Origin of the sequence: Flectobacillus rivi (genome assembly GCF_030056655.1) — a bacterium.
Taxonomy (GTDB): Bacteria; Bacteroidota; Bacteroidia; order Cytophagales; family Spirosomataceae; genus Flectobacillus; species Flectobacillus rivi.
In genome coordinates this window covers 71,266-96,027 of the sequence record NZ_JASHIE010000002.1, presented here as the reverse complement: position 1 = coordinate 96,027, position 24,762 = coordinate 71,266, and the positions used below count along the sequence as shown (strand labels likewise).

Here is a 24,762-nt window from a genome sequence, read left to right as displayed (position 1 = left end):
ATTTCTAACAAAATCATGAATATCATTTTTGCCTAACGCCTACGGCTTACAGCCTAAAGCGTATTAATGCAATTTTATTTTGCATTAATAATTTTCCAAAACTAATTACATAATGCCTTTACACGAAATTCAAGTAACTAAAACGGCTCGTTATTATACTATTGGCGAATGGTCAGAAAAAACTCGAAAGGTTATTTTTGTATTGCATGGTTACGGGCAATTAGGAGAGTTTTTTATCCAAAAATTTAAAGAATTAGCCTCTGAGAATACGTTGATAGCTGCGCCTGAAGCCTTGTCAAGGTTTTACCTTAATGGATTTTCTGGTAGGGTTGGGGCAACTTGGATGACCAAGGAGGCAAGAGATACCGAAATTTTGGACTATCTCAACTACCTCAATAAGTTGTTAGATACCCTATTGATGGATTTGAATCCTTTTGACGTAGAGATCGAATTATTAGGTTTTTCGCAGGGGTGCGCCACGGCTGCAAGATGGTTTGAGGTACACTCAGAAGCATTTCAAAGGCTCATTCTTTGGTCTGGGTATTTTTCGGAGGGTATTTCGGAAGTAGTAAGTCCTTCACATTTTGTCGACAAACCTCTGGTGTATGTTTACGGGAATAAAGATGAAATTTTGGTGCAAACCCAATTTGATGAATTTTTAAAATCATTGAAACAGGCAGTCCCCACCATAAATATCATCGAATTTGAAGGAGGGCATCAGATAAATACAATGGTGTTGAAACAAATTTTTTGAGTCTCTGCTTCATTTTTATCAAACGGTAAAAAGAAAGTCGTTTTTCTATGTTACTTTAGTAAAATGAAGACTCTGTACATTTCGTATAACAAGCTCAAACTCATACCCTACAGTACAGCAACGGGCTTTTTTTTGCCTGACTTATATCATATTACTTAAAATTTTTCGTTAAACTTGTTGAAAATTTAGTTCGCGTAGGCAACTCCTCGTGTAACAATCGCAATAATTTGCAAGCAAGGTAACTCAATAATTAATCAATTTCCTACAAATCAAAATAGCAGTATTTTTCAATTGAGGAAATACGCTTTTACCTGTAAAAACTTATGACTACTCTTCTAAGTATCTTATTACAGACAACTACTTTTGAACCCGACACAACATCTACGACGGTAACTACAGTTACGAAAGTAGGAGAAGATCTAAACTTATTTGGCCTTTTGGAAAAAGGGGGATGGGTAATGATTCCTATTTTTGTATTGTTTTTTATTGCTCTTTTCTTGTTCGTTGAGCGTTACAGATATATCAGTAAAACATCAAGATTGGACAATACATTTTTGTTCTCAATCAAAGAAATGTTGTATGCTGGTAATATTCAAGGAGCGATAAACTACTGCAAAACATCACCTTTTCCGATTGCTCGTTTATTAGAAAAAGGCTTAAATCGTATTGGCTCGCCTATGCGTGACATTGAAAATGCCATCGAAAATTCGGCTCGTGTTGAGATTTATAACATGGAAAAAAACTTGGGTATTTTGTCAGCTATTGCCAAAATTGCCCCAATGTTTGGTTTCTTGGGTACGGTTTCGGGTATGATTCGTACTTTCCACAATATTTCGGTAGCTAACAAAATCGACATTAGTACGATTGCGAGTGGTATTTATGAGAAAATGGTGACCTCGGCAACAGGTTTGATGGTAGGTATCATTGCATACTTCTTTTATACCATCTTGACAACGATGATTGACCGTACTGTAAACAAAATGGAAGTTACAGCCATCGACTTTTTGGATATTCTTCACAAACCAGCTTCTAAATAATAGAGCTTTCTAATTTGAAGTAAATATGAACATTAGAAAAAGAGCTAGAGAACAATCTGAAGTAGAAACAGGAGCCTTAGCGGATATCCTATTCTTCTTGATGATGTTTTTCTTGATGATATCAACCTTGGCAAGTCCTGATGCTATTAAGCTTCTTTTGCCAGAATCAAGCTCAGCAGAACAAACGGCTACCAAAGAGAATATTCGTTTGACTGTAGATGAGAATGATAATTATTTTGTAGATGATAACCCTGTTCAAGCCGATCAATTGGAAGCCTATTTGGCAGAGCAGGCCAAAGCTAAAAATTCGGAAACGGTGGTTTTACGTATTTCAAAAGATCGTACTGTACAGGAATTAGCAAAAATTTACGACGTGGTTGCCAAGCTAAATTTGGCGCTAGTAATGGCCACCGAAAAACAATAGGAGTAACTACCCAAAAAAATAGCCGTTACGAAAGTGACGGCTATTTTTTTGCCTTGTGAATATCTATTAATTTCACAGTGGTAAAAAGTTATAGGGGAAAAGTAAGTACGAATCCTGTTACTCCTTGTCAATTTGAGTTTATTTCCTTTTTAATCGTAAAATCTATAAAGAAAAAATATACGTATGTTTTTGATGGGTGATTGGGAGATTCTCTGGAATCATATTATTCATGATGAAGATTTAATCAAACTGCTTGCTTCTACTTTTGTTGGAGCAATCATTGGTGGCGAACGCGAATATCATAGTAAATCCGCTGGTTTACGAACCTTTACTTTGATTGCAGTGGGTTCAACTATATTTACCATTCTTTCTGAAAAAGTAGGTATGGGTGCATCGCCCGATAGGATTTCTGCCAATATTGTTACAGGGGTAGGTTTTTTAGGTGCTGGAATCATCTTTAAAGTAGATGACCGAGTAAAAGGACTTACCACGGCAGCTATTATTTGGGTAACGGCGTCGTTAGGTATGGCTATTGGCGATGGACATATTTTATTGTCCTTTTTTGGCGCCATTATGGTATTTATGATTTTGCAGTTTTTTATCGTAATGGAACGTTGGATTCATAAATATGGAGAAACACGTAATTACAAAATTGTGATAAAGAAAGGCGATGAAGGCTTTTTGAAAATGGATGAAATTTTTAAACAGTTTAGAATGCAAGCTAAGAAAGGCAAGCAAATTTATAAAGAAGAAACCATTACTTGCTTTTGGTCAGTGAGAGGTAAAACTTCAAAACATGAGCGTTTAGCCAAAAAGCTTATCGCCGAACCTCATGTAATTGAGTTAGAGTTTTAAAGAAGGATAATTATTTTAAGTAGTACTTAAATAGAAGTATGAAAAGGCGGAATAATTTTGAAACGATATACTAAAATAGCATACGTTTTGTTGTATCTTTATTGAAGATAACCACTTAAGCTAATTTATTATATCTATTTAAGCTAATTGTGTTAGTCTTCCTGAGCTCCTAAGTATCCTCGATTTGATAAACCATTATGTTGTTATACGGTTCTATTAATCCTATCATTTATATAAACCTTACTTAATCGAGCCGGTTGATATTATGATTTTCCCAACAATACCAGAAAACGAAATAGAAAGATTAGATACCCTAAAGGCGTATAAAATACTAGACACACTTCCAGAAAAGGATTTTGATGATATCGTAAGAATAGCTTCTCAAATATGTCAAACCCCCATTTCGACTATCACTATTATTGATGAAAATCGTCAGTGGTTTAAAGCTAAAAATGGGTTAGATGGCAATGGTGGCCCTCGTGAGCTATCTTTTTGTGCTCATGCAATTGTACAACCTGATCGCCCTTTTATTATCGAAGACGCGCGCCAAGACGAACGTTTTTCGGATAACCCGCTGACTGTAGGCTCTCCTTATGTGGTTTTTTATGCAGGAATACCACTTGTGGCAGAAAATGGGCATGCGCTTGGCACCTTATGTGTCATCGATAGTAGTCCACGATCGCTAAAGGACGAACAAGTAGTTGCACTGAAGGCACTTGCATCTCAGGCAATGGGGCAGTTGGAGCTTCGTAAAAAGACTTTTGAACTCACAGAAACAAAAGATAGTCTTGAGCAAAAAAACTATGCTTTGACAGAAGCAAAAGAAAATCTAGAGATAGCCCTAAAGGCAAAATCTACGTTTTTGTCAATGATGAGCCATGAAATACGCTCACCTTTACATGCGATTTTGGGCAATATCAATCTACTTTTAGAGGAATCTCCAAGGGCGGACCAAGAAAACTCTTTAAATGTATTAAGGTTTACTGGGGAGACTTTGTTGTCCATTATCAACGATATTTTAGACTTTAGTAAGCTAGAAGCTGGAAAGGTTCAACTTGAAAATATTAGCTTTAATATTCGAGATTTAGTAAAGAATATTGTAAGTATTAATCTGCATCGTGCAAAAGAACAAGGTAATAAATTGCAGATTGAGGTAGCAGATCAAGTTCCTAATTATGTAGGAGGGGACCCTACTAGGCTTGTTCAGGTTATTAATAATTTGGTCTCGAATGCCGTAAAGTTTACTAAAAATGGTGTAGTTACGATAAAAGTTAGCCTTAAAGAGCAGCTTACAACGACAAATATCCTTACTATTGAGGTAATAGACACGGGCATCGGAATACCTCAAGAGGCTGTAAATCAGATTTTTGAAGAATTTGTTCAAGCGTCCAATAAAACCACACGCCAGTTTGGAGGTACAGGATTAGGATTGGCCATTATTCGTAAAATTCTAGAATTGTTTGGTACGCGTATCTATGTGGAGAGTGAAGTGGGTAAGGGGTCTACTTTCAAGTTTGATTTGACTGTAGGGCAGGTACAACAAGAGGTAATAAAGAAAGATACAGTCGCCAGTTTTAACTTTGAGGGTTTTAATGTGATGGCTATTGATGACAATGATATCAACCTTATCATCATTAATAGAAGTCTCCAAAAGAAAGGTATTTCTGTAAAAACCTTTAATAATGGTATCGATGCATTAGCCTCCTTGAAAGCAGGCACGCATTATGATTTAGTAATTGTTGATTTGCAAATGCCAGAAATGAGCGGATTTGAATTTGCGGAAGAAGTAAGGAAATTTTCAGAAATTCCTATTATTGCCAGTTCTGCCGATAACAATACAGAAACAATCGAAATGGCACTTAGTACAGGTATGAATGATTATTTGTTGAAACCGCATACGCCACAAGATTTGTATATTTTACTCGCACAACATTTGAAATACGTAACAGAGGAATAATAAAAAGGTCAGCAAGGCATATCTTGCTGACCTTTTTTATTTATAAGAAAATTGGGAGTTACTGGTCTGTTTTGGCTTATTTCAAAAAGCCTTTGAAAAAGTTTACATGCAATTTTTCTAAACGATCAGCATGAACCTTCATGCGCTCAGAGAATTTACTATAATCTTTCAATTCCTTTTTCGTCCATGCTACTTCTGATAAGGCTGATGCACGAGGGAAAACCATGTATTCAACATAGTCGCTGGTTTGCATATATTCTGTCCAAACGTTTGCTTGAACTCCAATGATATGTTTTTGTTGTTCAGGCGAAAGTTCAGTCGGTGTTGGTTCGTACGAATAGATTTTTTCTAAAGTAGTAAAACCTCCAATAGCTAAAGGCTCAGTTTTAGGGTCTGCCTGATAGTGATCTAAATATACATAACCACCTGGTGTCATGATAGCATCGTGGTTTTCTTTAGCTGCTGCAATACCACCTTCAGTCCCTCTCCAAGACATTACGATGGCATTTGGTGAAAGTCCACCTTCCAAAATCTCGTCCCAACCAATCATTTTGCGACCTTTTGACGTAATAAACTTATCGATACGACGGATAAAATAACTTTGTAATCCGTGCTCATCACCCAAGTTTTCACGCTTGATAATTTCTTGGCAAAAACGACTTTCTTTCCATTGTTTCTTAGGGCATTCGTCACCACCGATATGGATATATTCACTTGGGAAAAGCTCCATTACCTCTGTCAAAACATTCTCCAAAAATTGGAAAGTCTCTTCTCTTGGGCAAAGTACATCTTCATACACACCCCAGTCAGTAGCAGTTTGATAGATTTTATCAGGATTACAACCAAATTCAGGATATGCTGCCAAAACTGCTTGTGAGTGCCCTGGCATTTCAATCTCAGGAATTACATTCACAAACCTAGCTTTTGCATAAGCAACTACTTCTTTTACTTCGTCTTGTGTGTAATATCCTCCATAAGGTTTACCATCAAATTTCTTTGAGTAAGCTCTACCCACAACAGTTTGCGAACGTTTCGAAGCTATTTCTGCCAATTTAGGATAGCGCTTGATTTCAATTCTCCAGCCTTGGTCTTCTGTCAAGTGCCAGTGAAAATTATTCAACTTGTGTAAAGCAATCAAATCAATATACTTTTTGATAAAGCTTACAGGGAAGAAATGACGACCAACATCCAAGTGCAAACCTCTGTAAGAGTAGCGAGGTGCATCTGCAATAGAACAGTTAGGAACTGACCATGTTATGCCCGTAGATTTTTCTTTACTAAAAATTTGATTCGGAAGTAATTGTAACAAACTTTGTAAAGCATAAAAAGCACCTTTTCCTGTGCTGGCTGCAATACTTACCTGCTTGCTACTTACATTAAGCGTATATCCTTCCTCTGTTAGTTGATCATTTTTTACAAACTGAATGCTGTTGCTTACGGCTTTGCTATTGGAGCTAACTACTTTAGGTGTTGTCCCCATTGCAGCGCCTAATTGGTCGGCCAACATAGAGGCAACTTGCTTGAAAGCAGGATCATTAGTACTAACTACGATATTGGTATTACTCTTTATGACAAACTGTCCTTTTTGTGGTGTAACAGTCTGAGGTAAAGGGATAATGTTATATTGATTTTGCGCAGAACTAACAAATACTACGCAAGCACAAATAAGGGTTAATAGTTTTTTCATAAAAAATTGGTTTGATAAAGACGATTCAAAGGTAGGTGAAAAAACTCCAAGGTGTATAAGGAAAAAAGAATATTTTTAAATTTTTTTAATATATAGGTAATATATTTCTTATTTATTTTAAATTAACGATCAAAACCTTAATTTATACAATATGATACTGATTGATAAACTGTTAAAACAAAAAGTGTGGTCGTGGCTATGTGGAGGACTAATTATTGTACTTTGTGCTATGCCTTCAAAAGAAATACCTCATTCTCTCAATTTTTATGATAAAACACAGCATTTCATAGCATTTGGTGCATGGGCGTTTTTAACAATGTATGCTTATTCATCAACGTTAGGAGTTATGATAGGAGGAGCTTTGTTTGGATATGGAATTGAGATAATGCAGTATTTATTGCCAGTATCATTTCATCGAGCGTATGATTTAGCCGATGTTCTTGCAGATTTTATTGGGGTATTACTCGGAATATCGTTAGCCATCTTATTTTCCAAGATATTCAAAAAAGGATAAAAGTGTTTTTGTCGGCAATATATTGCTGCTTGTGTTTGGGTAAAATGAATCATTCTGATTTTGGAAATTACTATAACTTGATAACTATTCATCAAAAAAGCGGTCGAAAATTGTTTTTCGACCGCTTTTTTGATACTATGGTGTTCGATGTAAGATGCAAATCATTGCGCCTCTACAGCAAGAATGCAAATTCTTATATAATCACTCATGCACTCAATCATAATTCACTAAATTATTAATCTAGCCTATTACCACTGGACCTGCTTGATTGATGCCAGAAACATAACAATCAGAATCGATACCTACTTTTGAAAAACCTTCTTGCATAGCTCTGCCAACTTTTTGTGCCGTGTCAAAGTCTTTTGATAAAGCAAACATCGAAGGTCCTGAGCCAGAAATAGAACAGCCAAGTGCTCCATTTTCAAGTGCAGCATTTTTGACAACATCAAATTGTGGTATCAAAATCGCACGAACTGGTTCAATGATTACGTCAACCAGCGAGCGAGAAATCAAATCATAATCAGGAAGCATCAGACCAGCTACCAAACCAGCCACATTACCCATTTGAGTAATCGTCTTTTTCAAGGAAATTTCACGTTTCAAAATATTACGTGCATCCTTGGTATTTACCTCGATATGTGGGTGAACAATCGTCGCATATAGCTCCTTGGGCGTGCGAAGCTGAATAATGTCTAATGGGTCGTAGCTACGAATTACCGTAAATCCTCCCATCAAACTTGGTCCAACATTGTCGGCATGTGCCGAGCCACAAGCGATAAACTCACCTTCCATGGCAAAAGGCAATAGGTCTTTTTGTGCCAAAGGACGACCCAATAACTCATTTGCAGCAAATACACCAGCTACCGAGGAAGCTGCCGAAGAGCCTAATCCAGAACCTAATGGCATCAATTTTTTCAAGTCCATTTCAAAACCTTGCGATTCGGCACCGATAGCTTCTAGAAACTTGATAATGGCGATACCAGCCGTATTTTTGCTAGCGTCCAAAGGTAAACGACCTTCGTCACCTTCGATTTTATTAATTTTTACGCCTTTCAAATCAGTTTTGCGCAATACTAGCTCATCGCCAGGATTGTCTACCGCAAAGCCAAATATATCAAAACCACAAGCTACATTGGCAACCGTAGCTGGGGCGAATACTTTTATTGAATCATTCATGGTTTTATAAAATCTTAACTCGCTAAGACGAGTGAAATAATATTTTCAAGCCACGCTGCAAAGCGAGGACAATATTCAAGGATAGTTTCCAAGCCTGTCAATTCAGCAATATCAATACCATCGACAACTTTATTATATTTTTTGCCTGATGCAGCATAAATCCTTTCGAGTCTTTTGGATGGGAAGTTCTCTGGGTTGCTATTTATATCTTCAATGCTTTTATAACCGCTTTTAAGGTCTAATATCTTACTCTTTATTTCCTCATCTTCCAAGTCAAACCCTTCTGATGGGTTTGCAAATAAAAGAGTTTCAAATTCGTGTCTGAGAATATTAGGTATAAAGTTTGGGTATGGTTTTATAGAGTTTACATAATTTTTTAATGACTCTTCCATACAACTTATACGTTGTTCGGTATCGTTATGCTGAATACAACGTAAATGATTTGGTAGTTTTTGCTCACTATTGATACCTGAATGATCTATCATCGTGGTAATAATAGGTTCATTTTGGTAATATAATAAAGGTTCGATGGTATTGCCAAAATGTTTTATATTATTGAACCCATGACCTCCTCCTTTCATTGAAATGATGACAGATTGGATATGAGAGGAAATACCTCGCTGATAGAGATAAGGAATTAATAACCTATCAACGAATTCTTTTTCTGTTTCTCCTTCTACTACAAAATATAAATCTTTCATGGTGTACCTCCGATAACGTTTTTATGCCATAAGTTTCCTAAGGTGTAGTTTTTAAGCCAATTTTGAAGAGATAAGCTATCAAGTCTTTTAAATACTGAATCAGTTTGATTTCTATCAACAATAATAACGTCTTCTGGGGCAAAGTTATCAACCAAATCTGTCGATTGTGTAGATACAATCACCTGACTTTGAGCAGAGGCTTTTTTGATAAGTCCTGCTAGCTTGTTTATGGCAAAAGGATGTAATCCCAACTCTGGTTCATCTATAATAATAGTGGTGGGTAAATTGGGTTGCAATAGCAATGTAACCAATGTCATAAATCGTAATGTACCATCCGACAAGTGCATAGCAAAAAAAGACATATCTGACCCTTTTTGTCTCCAAGCTAACTGTATTTGGTCGTTACGGATTTTGTCTGGTTTTAAATCAAAACCTTCAAAATATGGAGCAACTGTTCGGATTACATTTTCAATTTTGCGAAAATCTTTAGGAGATGTTTCTTGTAAATAAAATAAGTATGCAGCCAAATTTCCCCCATCTTCTCTTAGGACTCTATTATCATCAATACTCCCTTTTTGTTTAATTTTTGCTGTTTTACTGGTATCATGAAAGTGAAAAACCTTGAAAGATGACATATAGGTGTTAACATACCGATAACGAGCGCCCTCTGTATCTTTTAGCTTACTTTCTAAATAACCTTTCCCTAAAATAACCTCGTCCCAAGAAGGGAAACCATGATGGAATTGAGTAATCTCATGCTGAAAGTATAAGCTCCCTTGTTGATTGGTAGCGAGTGTAAACAGATAAGCATTCGTACTATCAAACTCAATTCGTCCAAACAGTTTTTCTGTGTGTTTTAGTCCTAAATGAAGAATATTTTCGGCACCAGCTTCTTCGGCTACGTAGTTTTGTAAATCTTGATGATAGAGTTGATAGAGCAACTTAAAGAAGTTGATAAAATTACTTTTACCAGCTCCATTTGCTCCAATTAAGATATTGATAGAAGAGAGCTTTAAGTCCATTTTTTGAATGGACTTAAAACCTTGTATTTCGATGCGATTTATCATAGTAAAACCTATTACGCCAAATAGCTTCCTATAGCAACAATATCTGCAAATACTCCTGAAGCGGTTACCTCAGCACCCGCGCCTGGTCCTTTGATGACCAATGGACGGTCGTGGTAACGTTTGGTAGTAAATGAAATTACGTTGTCGGCGCCATCCATCATATAGAATGGATGCGTTTTGCCGATACTTTTTACCCCAATCGTAATTTTATTGTCTTCGAGTGTTGCGATAAAACGAAGTACTTCGCCTTTGGCTTCGGCTTCGTCAACCATTGTTTCAAAATAACTATTGGATACTTCCAGTTCGTTGAAAAAGTCTTCTACAGTTGGGGCTTTTTCACAATTTTCTGGTAATAATTTTAAAATGGTTACATCTTCTGGTTCTAATCTTAGTCCGATTTCACGACCCAAAATCAAAATCTTACGAGCTACGTCCATACCACTCAAATCTTCGCGAGGATCTGGCTCGGTGTAACCTTTTACTTTGGCTTCACGAACGATGTCAGCAAATTTGACACCTTTTTTGAAGTTATTAAAGATATATGAAAGCGTACCTGAAAGCACTCCTTCGATTTTCTCGAATCTATCGCCCGAAGCAATCAAACCTTGCAAAGTGTTGATGACTGGCAAACCTGCTCCTACGTTGGTTTCGTACAAGAATTTGACGCCTTTTTTCAACACGGTTCTGTGTAATAAGGCGTAATCTTCGTATCGTCCAGAGTTGGCTACTTTGTTTGGCGTCACCACTGAGATATTCGATTCAAACAAACCTAGGTAATAATTATGAATCGTTTTATCGGCAGTACAATCTGCAAATACGGAGTTTGGTAAATTCAAGCGTTTGGCTTCCTCTACAAAAGCCCAAAGTTCTGCTGGTTTACCCATTGCATCTAGGGTCTCTTGCCACGAATCCATCGAAATACCATCGCTTGTTACGAGCATTTTTCTGGAATTCATCACACCAACTAGATTTACTTTCAAACCACGGTATTTTGACAAATAATTTGCTTGTCCTTTCAATTGGTTTAAAAGCGCCTTTCCTATCAAACCTGTACCAACCAAAAATAAGTTGAGAGTTTTGACTTGAGAGAAAAAGAAAGTATCATGGATAACATTGAGTGCTTTTGAAATATCTTTTTTCTCAATAACTACTGATATATTCAGCTCAGAAGAACCTTGTGCAGTAGCCACGATGTTGATACCATTTTTACCCAATACTGAGAAAAGTTTACCACTCACCCCTGTATGATGACGCATACCTTCACCGACAACAGCGATTACTGATAGATTTTCCTGAATATCTACTCCTTCAATATCTCCAATGGCAATTTCACTCGCAAATTCTGTTTCCAGAATTTGACGTACTTGTTGCGAATATTGTGGGTCGATGGCAAAACAAATTGAGTGCTCAGAAGAAGCCTGAGAAATCAATACCACCGATATTTTATGCTTGGCAAGAATCGTAAATAGCTTTCCTGAAACCCCAGCCACACCAATCATCCCTGAACCTTGAAGGTTGACCAAGGCAAGGTTATCAATCGAACTAATACCTGTAATAATATACTCACTTGGCTCGGCTTGGCGACTTACAACTGTACCAATAAAGCTAGGGTTGAAGGTATTGAGTACACGAATGGGAATATTTTTGGCAAAAGCTGGTTGCAACGAAGGTGGATAAATCACCTTGGCACCAAAATGTGTCAGCTCCATTGCCTCCGAATAGGTAATGGTAGGAATCGTAAAGGCATTTTTTACTTTACGAGGGTCGGCGGTCATCATGCCGTCTACATCTGTCCAAATTTCGATTTCCTCAGAGTTGAGCGCTGCACCGAATATTGAACCTGTATAGTCAGAACCACCACGTCCTAAAGTCGTAGTTTCGCCTTTGTCAGTCGAACCAATAAAGCCTGTAATTAATTGTAGTGATTTGGTTTTGGCAAAATGCTCCTGAATCAAACGATTTGTCGTATCAAAATCCACCTCTGCCATGCCAAAGCTATCGTTAGTACGAATCACTTTGCGAGCGTCCAAAAACTGACAATCTACGCCTTGCGCATGAAGGATTTCATAAATGAGGGTAGTCGAAAGACGTTCTCCAAAACTTACGATTAAATCAGCCGTTCGAGAAGAAATCTCACGAATCAACGATACTCCTTTCAATAAATCCTCAAGTTCGTTGATAATCGTTCGGATATTGGCAAATACTTTTGATTGAGCTTTTACATCGATAAGCGCTCTAACTACATTGAAATGGCGCTCCTCGATAGCTTTTACAAGGTCAAAATAACTTAAATCACTTACAGAAGCTCTTTTGCCTGTTTCAATAAGTTGATTGGTTACTCCACCCATTGCCGAGAATACAACGGCGATTTTTTCTCCTTTTTCAAGGTTTCCCTTGATGATGCTTAGAACAGATTGAATACTATCAACGGTTCCGCAAGACGTTCCTCCGAATTTTAATACTTTCATATTTTGGTAAAGATGCTGCTTGATAAGTTGGTGTAAAAGCCTCTTAAAAAGCACGCTTCTGCTTTACAACAGCAGTTTAAATGTTTATAATGGAGTACAAATATAGATAAAGCCTTGATATGATTTGACCTTTCGGAAAGCTTTTCCAAGAATAATCTTTGGGGATTTTAGGGGGCAAATAGAATATTTTTCCTGCTAAATAGTAAAATAACGGTATAAATAAATGATTAAATCTTATGCCTAACTAAAATATTTTGCTTTATGCCTATTTCAGAAGTTAAATTCTGGAAACCTCAATGCGTAAAAATTTGTTTTATAATTATAGAATTTCGAACAGTCCGATGTGTCGGTGTTCAATTTTACCTTTTTTAAAACCTTCAACTAGCTCTAAAACACGCATGCTCGGATACCGCTTTTCTGAATTTGTTCCTCAAGAACAAGAAGAAGGGAAAAAAGCTAAGTTCGACCAATTGTTAGATATTTTCAACCAATTGGTCACTATGACCTCAGGCGATGTCTCTGAGGCACTGGCTTGGCTTACCCAACTCGACAAACAATACAACCTTACAGACGACTCTTACGGTATTGCCGATTTTATTGAAGACCTCAAAGAAAAAGGATATATCCGCGAAGAAAAAGACGAAAACGGTCAACAAGCTCAAGTCCTTTCAGCCAAAGGTGAGCAAAGTATTCGTAAACAATCATTAGATGAAATTTTTGGTAAACTCAAAAAGACTGGTAATTCTGGCAATCACCGTACGCCCTATCAAGGCACGGGCGACGAAATGAATACTGATCGTCGAGAGTTTCAATTTGGTGATTCTTTAGAACAAATTGCCATGACGGAGTCTATCCGAAATGCTCAAATCAATAATGGTTTCGAGAACTTTATGTTGACCGAAAATGACCTCGAAATCATGGATAAGGAATACAAAGCTCAAACCTCTACGGTGTTGATGATTGATATTTCACACTCAATGATTTTGTACGGAGAAGATAGAATTACGCCTGCTAAAAAGGTCGCTATGGCGCTCTCGGAGCTCATTATGACCAAATATCCCAAAGATACCCTCGATGTAATTGTATTTGGCAACGACGCTTGGCAGATTCAGGTAAAGGATTTACCTTATCTGGAAGTGGGTCCTTATCATACCAATACCGTGGCAGGCTTAGAATTAGCGATGGACTTGTTGCGTAGAAGAAAAAACAAAAACAAACAGATTTTTATGATTACCGATGGCAAACCTACTTGTTTAAAAGAAGGTATTCGATATTATAAAAATAGCTTTGGTTTGGATAAAAAGATTCTGAACAAAACTCTCACTCTCGCTGCTCAGTGCCGTCGTTTGAAAATTCCAGTAACAACTTTTATGATTGCCCGAGACCAGTATCTCAAAGAATTTGTACAAGAGTTTACTAAAACCAACAATGGTCGTGCCTATTACTCTTCTTTGAAGGGTTTGGGAGAATTTATCTTTGAAGACTATCAACGAAATCGTAGGAAGGATGTCAGATAAAAAGCCCCTGCTCGAAAGCAGAGGCTTGCTAGGTTGAGATTAAGCAGAAAGGAGCTTCATTTTGAATTTTAGATAAAGAGGTTATTACCTTTCAAAATTACCGAATGTTAAGTATCGCCGCACTTAAATGTATGTGAACGGCAGAATTAGATAAATAAGTGGTCGAATTATAGCGGAATCCTTTGGAAATCGATTGAAAATTCGCCTAGATCCCAAAATCAAAAATAATTTATGTCTTACAGAAATCTTTCAGCAACACAATTGCTAGCTATCAAAACCCTTGGCGAATTAAAAAATGCAGGCTATCAAGTAAAATCTATTAAACAAGAATTACGAGATAACTTGATTCAAAAGATTAAAAATAAAGAAAAAGTATTTGATGGAATTTGGGGATATGAGGATACTGTAATTCCAGATATCGAACGTGCTATTCTTTCGCAACATCATATCAACTTATTGGGCTTGCGTGGACAAGCCAAAACTCGAATTGCTCGTTTGATGGTCAATCTTTTGGACGAATATGTCCCAGTCGTAGAAGGCTCAGAACTAAATGACGACCCTTTACAGCCTTTATCACGCTATGCCAAAGATTTGATTACAGAAAAAGGTGACGCTACACCTATCTCATGGTTACATCGTGACGACCGTTACACAGAAAAATTAGCCACTCCAGACGTATCTGTTGCTGACCTTATTGGTGATGCCGACCCAATTAAAGCTGCAACATTAAAATTACCATATTCTGATGAACGTGTAATTCACTTTGGTTTGATTCCGCGTTCGCATCGTGGAATTTTTGTAATTAATGAATTGCCTGATTTACAGGCTCGTATTCAGGTTTCTTTGTTTAATATTTTACAAGAAGGTGATATTCAAATTCGTGGATTCAAATTGCGTTTGCCTTTGGATATCCAGTTTGTATTTACTGCCAACCCTGAGGATTATACCAACCGCGGTTCAATCGTAACACCACTCAAAGACCGTATTGATTCTCAAATTGTAACACACTATCCTAAGACTTTAGAAATCGGTAAGCGTATCACTTTGCAGGAAGCCAATATCAAACCTGAGCAAGAAGAATTAGTTACAACAAATGCCTTAATTGAGGATTTGATTGAACAAATTGCTTTCGAAGCTCGTCAATCAGAGTACGTAGATGCCAAATCTGGTGTTTCAGCAAGGATGACTATCTCGGCTTATGAAAACCTTATTTCTGCTGCTGAGCGTCGTGCATTATTGTGTGGAGAAGAAAAAACCTATGTACGTGTTGCCGATTTAGTAGGCGTGATTCCTGCGGTTTGTGGTAAGGTTGAGTTAGTGTATGAAGGCGAAGTAGAAGGCCCAGTAATCGTGGCACAAAACTTAGTTGGTAAAGCTATTCGTGCGCAGTTTTTGAACTTCTTCCCAGATCCTGAGAAAATCAAAAAGTTGGCGAAAGACAAAGCTGGTAAAAACCCATACAAACCAATTATCGACTGGTTTATGGATGGCAACATTATTGATATTTTCAACGATAGTTCTGATGCTGATTATTCATCAAGATTGAGAACTATTGATGGCTTGGATGAACTGGTAGAAAAAATATATCCAACATTCGAAGGTCGTGAAAAATTATTTATGATGGAGTTTGTATTGCACGGACTTTCAGAATTCTCAATGATTTCAAAGAAAACGCTTGACCAAGGTCTACAATTCAAAGACTTGACTGATTCGTTGTTCGATTTGGATAACTTCAAATTTGAAGATGAAGAATAGTATTGAGTGATTTGTGATTGAGTGCATGAGTGATTGTTTTTAATATTCATTATATCTGTAGACGCAACGCTTTGCGTCTACAGATATGTCATTAATTAGAAAAGGCGGTCGAAATTTGTTTTTCGACCGCTTTTCTATCTAGTTCGGGACTTTGTCTCGGACTGCTATTTACTTCAGTTTGTAAACTGTTTAAAAAAAAGTCCAAGAGTCTTGAACTAGTAAACGACTTAGATAAAAAATAATCACTCATCTCCTCAATCACAACTCACTAAATTAGGCTTTCGGATGCGCCTGCTCATATATCTTTTTCAGTTTTTCCATCGAATTATGGGTATATACTTGCGTGGCAGCCAAGGAAGTGTGTCCCATCAAATCCTTAATAGCCGTTAAATCGGCGCCATTATTCAACAAATGCGTGGCATAAGAGTGACGCAATACGTGAGGAGATTTTTTGGTTAAGCTCGTGACAAGTGACAGATATTTTTTTACAATTCGCTGAATCATCACAGGATAACCTTGTTCGCCTTTATTGCTTACAATCAACAAATGATGTTGAAAACCTTCTCTATCTCTTATTTCAATATATTCCTTTATCTGTGCTGAGAGATTGGCATGAATAGGTACAATCCTTTCTTTATTTCTTTTTCCTAAAACCTTAATTGTGTGTTGGTAAAAATCAATGTCTTTTACTTCCAACTCAATAAGTTCTGACAGACGAATACCCGAACCGTAGAGTAATTCCATGATGAGTTTGTCACGAACACCCTCAAAATCTTCTGGAAATTCGACTTGATCCAATAGCATTTCCATCTCGCTTTCTCTTACAAACGTAGGAATATTCTTGGCTGTTTTCATGGCCACAACCTTACGCATAGGGTCTTGGTCGATGATTTTCTTGAAAAGTAAAAATTTATAAAAACTGCGAAGCGTAGCTACTTTTCGATTAATCGAGCGACTGTCGAGTTTGGCTTCCGAAAGAGATACCACCCACGAACGAATCATTTGGTGGTCGGCAAGTTGAGGATGATGAAAATCGTAGGTATTGGCAAGGTAATGACTAAACTGCGACATATCATTGCGATAGGCCGTAGTGGTGTGATCGCTACAACGTTTTTCGTGTTGTATGTAGGCTAAAAAAAAATTGACTATCTCTGAATTCATGATTCTAAAGATAGTCAATTTTTTATGAATGCTGAACGGTTATCGGCTTAATTCGCGATTAAATGATAACATTATGAAATGAAATCAAACGTTAATTAAGACTCTAAGTTACCGTACATTTTTTGCTTGTATGAAGCACGAATTACTTCAGTACGACGCTCAACAGATGGCTTTTCGAATGCCATACGTCTACGAAGTTCTTTAACTACACCAGTTTTTTCGAATTTTTTCTTGAATCTTTTAAGAGCTTTGTCGATTGACTCGTTTTCTTTTACGTTGATAATCAGCATATTGTTTGTTTGTTTATTGCCTTAATGATAATTGAGGTGCAAAGATAAGTATTTCCAATTTGATTGTCAAGGGTTTTTATCAAACAAACCTACGCTTTTTCAGAACCGTTACGTAGTAGGCTCATAAATCAACCCTCAAAAGAATACTTTCAATTCGGAAGTCTTTTCTCCCAAAGAATTCATAAATCAGCCTTATCTTTGTGTGCTAGAATTTTCTCGATACACATAACAACTTCAAAAGGTAATAGCAAAAAACGAAAACGGGCTATTTTTTATATATGATTTCTGTAGATAACGTAACAGTAGAGTTTGGCGGTCGTGCGCTATTTGGTGATGTAACATTCAACGTCAACGAAAAAGATAAAATCGCCTTGATGGGCAAAAACGGAGCAGGTAAATCCACTTTGTTGAAAATTATTGCGGGTGTTGACAAGCCAACGCGTGGTAAAATCTCGAAGCCAGCTGATGCTGTTATCGCTTATTTGCCTCAACATTTGTTGACGGAAGATAACTCAACGGTATTTGAAGAAACTTCAAAAGCATTTTCAAATGTGTTGAGTATGAAGGCCGAAATCGATGAGCTAAATCACCAACTCGAAACTCGCACTGATTACGAATCTGACGAATACATGGCGATTATCGAGCGTGTTTCGGAGGTTAGTGAAAAATATTACTCTATCGAAGAAATCAATTATGATGCGGAGGTTGAAAAAATCTTGTTGGGCTTAGGATTCCTTCGTTCAGATTTTCAACGCCAAACTAGCGAATTTAGTGGTGGCTGGCGTATGCGTATTGAGTTGGCAAAAATTTTACTCCAAAATCCTGATTTGATTTTGCTAGATGAGCCAACCAACCACATGGACATCGAGTCGATTCAATGGCTTGAGGACTTTTTGTTGAATAGCGCCAAAGCGGTAATCGTAATTTCTCACGATAGAGCGTTTGTCGATAATATCACCAACCGTACCATTGAGTTGACAATGGGTAAAATTTATGACTATAAAGTAAATTATACTCAATACCAACAATTGCGTAAAGAGCGTTTGGAGCAACAACAAAAAGCGTTTAATGAACAGCAAAAAATGATTGCTGAAACGACAGAGTTTATCGAACGTTTTAAAGGTACATATTCAAAAACTTTACAGGTACAATCACGTGTGAAGATGTTGGAGAAATTGGATATTGTTCAGGTTGATGAAGTAGATACATCAGCGTTGAACTTGAAATTCCCTCCAGCACCGCGTTCTGGTAACTATCCTGTAATTGCAGAGGGTGTTGCGAAAAGCTATGACGACTATTTGGTATTCAAAGATGTTTCGATGACCATCGAAAGAGGCGAAAAAGTAGCATTTGTAGGGAAAAATGGGGAAGGTAAATCAACTTTCGTCAAAGCAATTATGAACGAAATCGAACACGAAGGTGATTTGAAAATCGGTCATAACTCGATGATTGGTTATTTTGCTCAGAACCAAGCGGCTTTATTGGATGGAGAATTATCAGTGTTTCAAACGATTGATAATATTGCGGTAGGAGAGATTCGTACCAAAATCAAGGATATCCTCGGTGCATTTATGTTTAGTGGCGACGCTATCGAGAAGAAAGTAAAAGTACTTTCAGGAGGAGAAAGAACTCGTTTGGCTATGATTAAGTTGTTGTTAGAGCCAGTAAACTTGTTGATTCTGGATGAACCTACCAACCACCTTGACCTTAAAACCAAGGATATTTTGAAAGAAGCTCTTAAGGCATTTGAAGGTACAATTATCTTAATTTCTCACGACCGTGATTTCTTAGATGGCTTGGCTACCAAAGTTTTCGAATTTGGCAACAAACGAGTAAAAGAGCATTTGGAGGATATTAATGGTTTCTTGAGAAATAAGAAAATGGAGAACTTAAGAGACATTGAAAGAAAGGCGTAAATATGAGTGCATGGCATATTAGGCAGTCGGCTTTCAGCTATCGGCATTCAGTAATATAAATCTGTGGTTATCTAAAAACTATTTGCCTAATGCCTATTGCCAGACCACTTAAATCTTATTTTGCCTAACGCCTACGGCATATAGCGTGTAAATTATTCGTAATTTTGCCCTAAATTTTTGACCTAAAACTTAAGAAGAGATAGATACTCTTCCGTTTATATAATGACAAAGCAATTTAAAAGAACAACCGTAACAGCCGCCTTAATTTATGCCAATGGACCCATCCATATTGGGCATATTGCAGGCTGTTATTTGCCAGCAGATATTTACGTAAGATACTTGCGTTCGATAGGTCACGATGTAAAATTCGTTTCTGGAACCGACGAGCATGGTGTTCCTATTACGATTAAAGCTAAAAAAGAAGGTATTACACCACAAGAAGTGGTTGATAAATACTATAATATTATCAAAGACTCTTTCGAGGAATTTGGGATTTCTTTTGATATTTATTCTCGTACTTCAAACAAAGTACACCATGAGACTTCTCAAGAGATGTTCAAAAATTTGTACGACAAAGGTCAATTTGTTGAGGAAGTTACAGAACAGTATTTTGATGAAAAAGCTCAAACCTTTTTGGCTGACCGCTATATCATAGGTACTTGTCCAAAATGTAGCAATGAAAATGCCTATGGCGATCAGTGCGAAAAATGTGGTTCAACACTATCTCCAACTGAGTTGATTAATCCTCGCTCAGCTTTGAGTGGTGAAAAACCTGTGATGAAACCAACCAAAAACTGGTATTTGCCATTAGACAAAATGCAACCAGCTTTGGAGGAATATATTGCTAGTCATCCAGAATGGAAAACCAATGTATTGGGTCAAGTAAAATCTTGGTTAAACGACGGTCTGCGTCCTCGCGCTATGACCCGTGACTTGGATTGGGGTGTAAAAGTACCACTTCCTGATACAGACGGTAAAGTGCTGTATGTATGGTTTGATGCGCCGATTGGTTATATCTCAATGACCAAAGAATTGACAGACGAATGGCAAAAATATTGGCAAGACCCTGAAACTCGCTTGGTAAACTTTATTGGTAAAGACAATATCGTTTTCCACTGCTTGATTTTCCCTGCCATGTGTATGGCTGATGGTCGCTTTATTTTGGCTGATAACGTACCAGCTAACGAGTTTATGAACCTAGAAGGTGATAAAATCTCAACTTCACGTAACTGGGCGGTATGGTTGCATGAGTACCTTCGTGAGTTTGAAGGCAAGCAAGACGTATTGCGATATGCCTTGGCGGCATCTGCTCCTGAAACAAAAGATTCAGACTTTACTTGGGGAGATTTCCAAACACGTAATAACTCTGAATTGGTAGGTATTCTTGGAAACTTTGTTAACCGTGCCTTTGTGTTGACGCAAAAGAATTTTGATTCAAAAATCCCTGCACGTGGCGAGTTGACTGATTTTGACCGTCAGACATTAGATACTTTGGCTGAGTTGCCAAATAAAATTGGTGATGCTATCGCAAACTACAAATTCCGTGAGGCTTTGGCTTTAGTGATGGATGTGGCACGTTTGGGTAATAAATACTTAGCAGATACCGAGCCTTGGAAGGTAATCAAAAATGATGTTGAACGCACAGGTACAATTTTGAATATCGGTTTGCAAATTGCTGCAACTTTATCAATCGTTTCTGAGCCATTTATGCCTTTTACGGCGGCTAAATTAAGCACTGGCTTAGGATTATCTGGATTGAACTGGTCAGATGCAGGAAATGCGGATTTATTAACAGCAGGAAGTCCAATTGAGTCAATTGGTTTGTTGTTCGATAAAATTGAGGACACAACTGTTCAAGCACAGATTCAAAAATTACAAGACGCTAAAAAAATGAATGAATTAGCAGGAAAAGAAGTTTCGGCTATCAAAGATACAATTCAGTACGATGACTTTGCGAAAATGGATTTGCGTATCGGTACAATCGACGCCGCAGAGAAAGTAGCAAAATCGAAGAAACTATTGAAGTTGACAGTGAACGATGGGCTTAAGCAACGCACCATTTTGAGTGGTATTGCAGAGCATTTCTCTCCAGAAGATGTAATTGGCAAGCAAGTAACTTTCTTGGCTAACCTAGCACCTCGCCCAATGATGGGAATGGTATCTGAAGGGATGATTTTGATGGCGGAAGACAAAGATGGTTCTTTGGCTTTCTTACATCCTTCAAAAGACGTTTGGAGTGGAGCTTCTATCAACTAGAAGATTCTTACCAATAGCTAATCATACAAAAGGGTTATCTCTCTACAGAGGTAACCCTTTTGTATTTTGTATGAAAAAGGGTGATTATCGTCAGTTGTTATGGGACGATAAATGGTACTTATTTGAGATTGTAACCAAACTATGATATCCATTTAGAAAAGAACATTACTTGTCCAATAACGGAATCGGTAAGTGAATAGAATAGGGGTGGAGTATGCTAAAAATAGGATGCAGGTTCGACTTGATAACGTTTACGGTAACGATTGCACAAAAAAACTCTTTCAGATACTAAGAGAAAGTTTGAAAACCTTTTAGATTCGTTTCACAATCAGTCATAATATATCTTATATTGAATGAATACTCTTCAATAAACTGATTTCTTAAAATTGTACTTTTTAAATAAAATGATTGTACGGAGTTTTTCTTTCAAAATAATCTTTTAGCCTTTCTAAGTAGATTTAGAAGGCAAGATTCTTTTTGAAGAAGGATTCTCTTAGTCTATTAAAACCAAATAAGTAATATGCAAATTCTTCATGCCATCAGCCCAAATGAGGCAAAGGGCTTCGATACACAAGCGTTAAGAAACAATTTTTTAGTAGAGAAAAACTTCGTTGCTGATACTATTCAGCTCGTTTATACGCACTACGACCGTGTGATTATTGGGGGAGCAATGCCTGTAGAACAAGCATTGGAATTACCAACGTATGATAACCTAAAATCGACTTACTTTTTTGAAAGAAGAGAAGCTGGTATCATCAACGTAGGTGGTGATGGTTCAATCGAAGTGGACGGTCAGGTATTTGCATTGTCAAAATTGGATTGCTTATACATTGGTAAAGGCTCTCAGAAGGTAACCTTCAAAAGTGCAGATGCTACTGCTCCTGCCAATTTCTTTATTTTGTCGGCTCCAGCACATCAAGTATATCCTACAAGTAAACTATCGAAAGAGGAGGCTTCTCCAGTAGCTTTAGGTAGCTTAGAAACTTCAAACGAGCGTACGATTTATAAGTATATCCACAAAGATGGTTTACAGAGCTGTCAGGTCGTAATGGGGCTTACTGTATTGAACAAAGGTAGTGTTTGGAATACTATGCCGTCGCACGTGCATGATCGTCGTATGGAAGCGTATTTGTACTTTGATGTTCCACAAGAGCACCGTGTTTTCCATTTTATGGGACAGCCACAAGAAACACGTCACATGCTAGTAGCCAACCATCAAGCAATTGTATCGCCACCTTGGTCTATTCACTCAGGAGCGGGTACTACTAATTACTCATTTATTTGGGGTATGGCTGGCGAAAACCTTGACTTTACCGATATGGATTTTGCTGCGATTTCAGACTTACGATAATTGCAAGAAAAGTCTTTCAAAATCTGCTACGAAAGTGGCAGATTTTTTTTTGCTTTTACGGAAAGTTCTTGATATTCAAAAGATTGGAATATGAATTGTTGAGCCGTCAAATTCATGACTTAGCATAATTTGCATATATGTCTGCAAATTGTGAAGTATGTAGAATGTATAATAAAAATAAGGACAGGAGAAGCTCCCGCCCTTATCTGTTTAACCTCTAAACCTATTTAACTATGAAAATTGATACAAATATATACCTAACGATTGGAATTTACTAAGAATTGTACAAATTTTTTTTATTGTGTCGATTTGATACAAAGGGCAGATTTTTGATGAGTTTTGAAAAATTGATGTATATACATATTTTTTGGGTATGAAGTCATATTTTTTGCGAATAAATGGAGTAAAACTAAAGGGAATAAAAACAAAAAAAGGACGAAGCCAATAGCCATGTCCTTTCAAATCTTACCTCTAAACCTATTTAACTATGAAAAATAACTGCACCTTTTTACAAAATCAAAAACTCTTTATCGCAACCATCTGCCCATTCGCTACTACCTAATCGACTTTGAGTGTAAATATTTTTAAAAAGTGGCGCCTTCATTGAAGACGCCCTTTCCCGTCTTACCTCTAAACCTATTTAACTATGAAAAAAACGGTGGCTTTTCGCCAAAATCTTTGAATAGCTTTTGGAGGAGAATTAAAAAGTGGCGTCTCCATTGAAAACGCCCTTTCTCGTCTTACCTCTAAACCTATTTAACTATGAAAAAAATATTTTTGAGTCTATAATCGACTTACGAATTTCTTACTTTTAACTGTTACAAAAACCTTTCCAAAATGGGTTTTGTAAGGCACAACAACAAGTTTTATTTTCAGTATTTTTACTTATAAAATAAACGAAAAATGACACTGTTTGGTTCTATTTTTCTAGTAATAATTTACATACTGATTTTTTGACGCCTGTAACTTTTTTATGTCACCTTTCGCATTTTTAATAATTTGTTTAATCGTTGATTTGTACAAATTATTTTGCTGTTGTTCTATGATGCAAATTTCTGCAAAGTTTTTTAATTCTCCAAATGTTTTTTTTCAATTTACGAAGCTAACTATGTCATAACTATTTCAAAATCAGTGAATAGTTGGGTATAAGATGTAATTGTCGGTAAGCATACCAAAATAATATTTTGTTAATTGTGCAAATTACTATTGGAATATTCTGATTGTATCTTTTTGAGAAAATAGAAAAATTCTTTAAAAAATACAATTACTGATTGTATTTGTTCATCGTTTGATTTACGCCTTGAGTACAAAATGAAAGTACTATTTCACTTGCTCTATCAAGATGCTCGGGTAAAAAGCTTGTTTCTTCATCCGTAAAATTACCTAATACATAATCAGCTTGTCGACCCTTCGAAAAATCACTCCCAACACCGATACGCAAACGGCTGTATTGTTGTGTACCTAATAGCTCTTCAATGTTTCTCAAACCATTGTGTCCACCGTGTGAGCCTTTGGTTTTTAAACGCATTTTTCCATAAGGTAAAGCAATGTCATCTGTAATAACTAGAAGATTCTCAGGTTCTATTTTTAGGTCTTTTAGCCAATAGTTTACCGCTTTTCCACTTAGGTTCATATAAGTAGTGGGCTTCAATAGGTGAATTTGTTTACCTTTATGTCTGAATTCGGTATGGTAGGCAAGACGGCTCATATCGTATTTTACTTCATGGGTATTGGCTAATTTGTCGATGACCATAAAGCCGATATTATGACGAGTGAATAAGTATTCTGGGCCGATATTTCCTAAGCCAACAATTAAATATTTCATTTTAATAATACTGTTGTATGTTTCTTATCCCTGCTAAATCCAATTTTTACG

General features: G+C 36.9%; 19 protein-coding genes. 11 read left to right on the top strand and 8 right to left on the bottom strand.

Going from position 1 to position 24,762, the window contains the following annotated elements; genetic code table 11:
* Positions 1-112: 112 nt before the first annotated feature.
* The 5 genes from QM481_RS02890 (at position 113) to QM481_RS02870 (ending at position 5,027) form a co-directional block, all read left to right on the top strand.
* Complete coding sequence (locus QM481_RS02890) at positions 113-754, top strand: alpha/beta hydrolase (RefSeq protein WP_283380592.1); 642 nt, start codon at positions 113-115, stop codon at positions 752-754.
* A 323-nt stretch (positions 755-1,077) separates the two neighbouring features.
* Complete coding sequence (locus tag QM481_RS02885; RefSeq protein ID WP_166551794.1) at positions 1,078-1,791, top strand: MotA/TolQ/ExbB proton channel family protein; 714 nt, start codon at positions 1,078-1,080, stop codon at positions 1,789-1,791.
* Between the two features lie 25 nt (positions 1,792-1,816).
* Complete coding sequence (locus tag QM481_RS02880; RefSeq protein ID WP_095160376.1) at positions 1,817-2,215, top strand: ExbD/TolR family protein; 399 nt, start codon at positions 1,817-1,819, stop codon at positions 2,213-2,215.
* 183 nt (positions 2,216-2,398) lie between these two features.
* Positions 2,399-3,070: an MgtC/SapB family protein gene (locus QM481_RS02875; RefSeq protein ID WP_166551793.1), complete on the top strand. Its 672-nt coding sequence runs from the start codon at positions 2,399-2,401 to the stop codon at positions 3,068-3,070.
* Positions 3,071-3,335: 265 nt separating this feature from the next.
* Entirely contained in the window at positions 3,336-5,027 is a 1,692-nt protein-coding gene (locus QM481_RS02870; RefSeq protein ID WP_283380591.1) for a hybrid sensor histidine kinase/response regulator, read from the top strand.
* Positions 5,028-5,103: 76 nt separating this feature from the next.
* Here the strand turns inward: QM481_RS02870 and QM481_RS02865 are convergent, their stop codons facing one another.
* Positions 5,104-6,714, bottom strand: a complete 1,611-nt coding sequence (locus QM481_RS02865) for a beta-N-acetylhexosaminidase (RefSeq protein ID WP_283380590.1) — start codon at positions 6,712-6,714, stop codon at positions 5,104-5,106.
* Positions 6,715-6,865: 151 nt separating this feature from the next.
* Between QM481_RS02865 and QM481_RS02860 the strand changes: the two genes are divergently transcribed.
* Positions 6,866-7,228: a VanZ family protein gene (locus tag QM481_RS02860; protein ID WP_283380589.1), complete on the top strand. Its 363-nt coding sequence runs from the start codon at positions 6,866-6,868 to the stop codon at positions 7,226-7,228.
* A gap of 240 nt (positions 7,229-7,468) precedes the next feature.
* Here the strand turns inward: QM481_RS02860 and QM481_RS02855 are convergent, their stop codons facing one another.
* Genes QM481_RS02855 through thrA form a run of 4 tightly spaced genes read right to left on the bottom strand, consistent with a single transcriptional unit; the run spans position 7,469 to position 12,640 of the window.
* Complete coding sequence (locus QM481_RS02855; protein ID WP_166551787.1) at positions 7,469-8,404, bottom strand: homoserine kinase; 936 nt, start codon at positions 8,402-8,404, stop codon at positions 7,469-7,471.
* A gap of 14 nt (positions 8,405-8,418) precedes the next feature.
* Positions 8,419-9,105, bottom strand: coding sequence for a DUF4276 family protein (locus tag QM481_RS02850; RefSeq protein ID WP_283380588.1), 687 nt, complete (start codon positions 9,103-9,105; stop codon positions 8,419-8,421).
* Positions 9,102-10,172: an AAA family ATPase gene (locus QM481_RS02845; RefSeq protein ID WP_283380587.1), complete on the bottom strand. Its 1,071-nt coding sequence runs from the start codon at positions 10,170-10,172 to the stop codon at positions 9,102-9,104. Before QM481_RS02845 ends, QM481_RS02850 begins: the two co-directional genes overlap by 4 nt.
* Before the next feature lie 11 nt (positions 10,173-10,183).
* The gene (gene thrA / locus QM481_RS02840) at positions 10,184-12,640 is read right to left on the bottom strand and encodes a bifunctional aspartate kinase/homoserine dehydrogenase I (protein ID WP_166551786.1); all 2,457 of its coding nucleotides are present in this window, start codon (positions 12,638-12,640) and stop codon (positions 10,184-10,186) included.
* Between the two features lie 398 nt (positions 12,641-13,038).
* Between thrA and QM481_RS02835 the strand changes: the two genes are divergently transcribed.
* Both QM481_RS02835 and QM481_RS02830 read left to right on the top strand, forming a co-directional pair.
* A complete protein-coding gene (locus tag QM481_RS02835) occupies positions 13,039-14,157 on the top strand; it encodes a vWA domain-containing protein (RefSeq protein ID WP_166551785.1) in 1,119 nt (372 codons plus the stop codon).
* A gap of 231 nt (positions 14,158-14,388) precedes the next feature.
* Positions 14,389-15,912, top strand: coding sequence for a P-loop NTPase family protein (locus QM481_RS02830; RefSeq protein ID WP_283380586.1), 1,524 nt, complete (start codon positions 14,389-14,391; stop codon positions 15,910-15,912).
* Between the two features lie 273 nt (positions 15,913-16,185).
* On the opposite strand, the gene QM481_RS02825 is transcribed toward QM481_RS02830, so the two are convergent.
* Both QM481_RS02825 and rpsU read right to left on the bottom strand, forming a co-directional pair.
* The gene (locus QM481_RS02825) at positions 16,186-17,073 is read right to left on the bottom strand and encodes a tyrosine-type recombinase/integrase (protein ID WP_166551783.1); all 888 of its coding nucleotides are present in this window, start codon (positions 17,071-17,073) and stop codon (positions 16,186-16,188) included.
* Positions 17,074-17,168: 95 nt separating this feature from the next.
* Positions 17,169-17,363 carry a 30S ribosomal protein S21 gene (rpsU, locus tag QM481_RS02820; RefSeq protein ID WP_095160389.1) on the bottom strand — a complete coding sequence of 65 codons (195 nt, stop codon included), beginning with the start codon at positions 17,361-17,363 and terminating at the stop codon, positions 17,169-17,171.
* Positions 17,364-17,641: 278 nt separating this feature from the next.
* Here rpsU and QM481_RS02815 point away from each other — a divergent pair, with 278 nt between their 5' ends.
* The 3 genes from QM481_RS02815 to kduI all read left to right on the top strand — a co-directional run bounded on the left by QM481_RS02815 (position 17,642) and on the right by kduI (position 22,886).
* On the top strand, positions 17,642-19,279 hold the full coding sequence (locus tag QM481_RS02815; protein ID WP_166551782.1) for an ABC-F family ATP-binding cassette domain-containing protein: 1,638 nt from the start codon (positions 17,642-17,644) through the stop codon (positions 19,277-19,279).
* A gap of 222 nt (positions 19,280-19,501) precedes the next feature.
* Positions 19,502-21,535, top strand: a complete 2,034-nt coding sequence (gene metG, locus QM481_RS02810; RefSeq protein WP_283380585.1) for a methionine--tRNA ligase — start codon at positions 19,502-19,504, stop codon at positions 21,533-21,535.
* A gap of 520 nt (positions 21,536-22,055) precedes the next feature.
* The gene (gene kduI, locus QM481_RS02805; RefSeq protein WP_283380584.1) at positions 22,056-22,886 is read left to right on the top strand and encodes a 5-dehydro-4-deoxy-D-glucuronate isomerase; all 831 of its coding nucleotides are present in this window, start codon (positions 22,056-22,058) and stop codon (positions 22,884-22,886) included.
* Between the two features lie 1,264 nt (positions 22,887-24,150).
* Here kduI and pth read toward each other — a convergent pair.
* On the bottom strand, positions 24,151-24,711 hold the full coding sequence (gene pth / locus QM481_RS02800; RefSeq protein WP_166551779.1) for an aminoacyl-tRNA hydrolase: 561 nt from the start codon (positions 24,709-24,711) through the stop codon (positions 24,151-24,153).
* Positions 24,712-24,762: the final 51 nt, after the last annotated feature.

Bases quoted from the DNA above. Each gene is read 5' to 3' on its own strand.
- thrA (WP_166551786.1), bottom strand. From the start codon at position 12,640: ATGAAAGTATTAAAATTCGGAGGAACGTCTTGCGGAACCGTTGATAGT.
- QM481_RS02875 (WP_166551793.1), top strand. From the start codon at position 2,399: ATGTTTTTGATGGGTGATTGGGAGATTCTCTGGAATCATATTATTCAT.
- QM481_RS02850 (WP_283380588.1), bottom strand. From the start codon at position 9,105: ATGAAAGATTTATATTTTGTAGTAGAAGGAGAAACAGAAAAAGAATTC.
- QM481_RS02865 (WP_283380590.1), bottom strand. From the start codon at position 6,714: ATGAAAAAACTATTAACCCTTATTTGTGCTTGCGTAGTATTTGTTAGT.
- QM481_RS02870 (WP_283380591.1), top strand. From the start codon at position 3,336: ATGATTTTCCCAACAATACCAGAAAACGAAATAGAAAGATTAGATACC.
- kduI (WP_283380584.1), top strand. From the start codon at position 22,056: ATGCAAATTCTTCATGCCATCAGCCCAAATGAGGCAAAGGGCTTCGAT.
- QM481_RS02860 (WP_283380589.1), top strand. From the start codon at position 6,866: ATGATACTGATTGATAAACTGTTAAAACAAAAAGTGTGGTCGTGGCTA.
- metG (WP_283380585.1), top strand. From the start codon at position 19,502: ATGACAAAGCAATTTAAAAGAACAACCGTAACAGCCGCCTTAATTTAT.
- QM481_RS02885 (WP_166551794.1), top strand. From the start codon at position 1,078: ATGACTACTCTTCTAAGTATCTTATTACAGACAACTACTTTTGAACCC.
- QM481_RS02815 (WP_166551782.1), top strand. From the start codon at position 17,642: ATGATTTCTGTAGATAACGTAACAGTAGAGTTTGGCGGTCGTGCGCTA.
- QM481_RS02830 (WP_283380586.1), top strand. From the start codon at position 14,389: ATGTCTTACAGAAATCTTTCAGCAACACAATTGCTAGCTATCAAAACC.
- QM481_RS02845 (WP_283380587.1), bottom strand. From the start codon at position 10,172: ATGATAAATCGCATCGAAATACAAGGTTTTAAGTCCATTCAAAAAATG.
- pth (WP_166551779.1), bottom strand. From the start codon at position 24,711: ATGAAATATTTAATTGTTGGCTTAGGAAATATCGGCCCAGAATACTTA.
- QM481_RS02880 (WP_095160376.1), top strand. From the start codon at position 1,817: ATGAACATTAGAAAAAGAGCTAGAGAACAATCTGAAGTAGAAACAGGA.
- rpsU (WP_095160389.1), bottom strand. From the start codon at position 17,363: ATGCTGATTATCAACGTAAAAGAAAACGAGTCAATCGACAAAGCTCTT.
- QM481_RS02835 (WP_166551785.1), top strand. From the start codon at position 13,039: ATGCTCGGATACCGCTTTTCTGAATTTGTTCCTCAAGAACAAGAAGAA.
- QM481_RS02855 (WP_166551787.1), bottom strand. From the start codon at position 8,404: ATGAATGATTCAATAAAAGTATTCGCCCCAGCTACGGTTGCCAATGTA.
- QM481_RS02890 (WP_283380592.1), top strand. From the start codon at position 113: ATGCCTTTACACGAAATTCAAGTAACTAAAACGGCTCGTTATTATACT.
- QM481_RS02825 (WP_166551783.1), bottom strand. From the start codon at position 17,073: ATGAATTCAGAGATAGTCAATTTTTTTTTAGCCTACATACAACACGAA.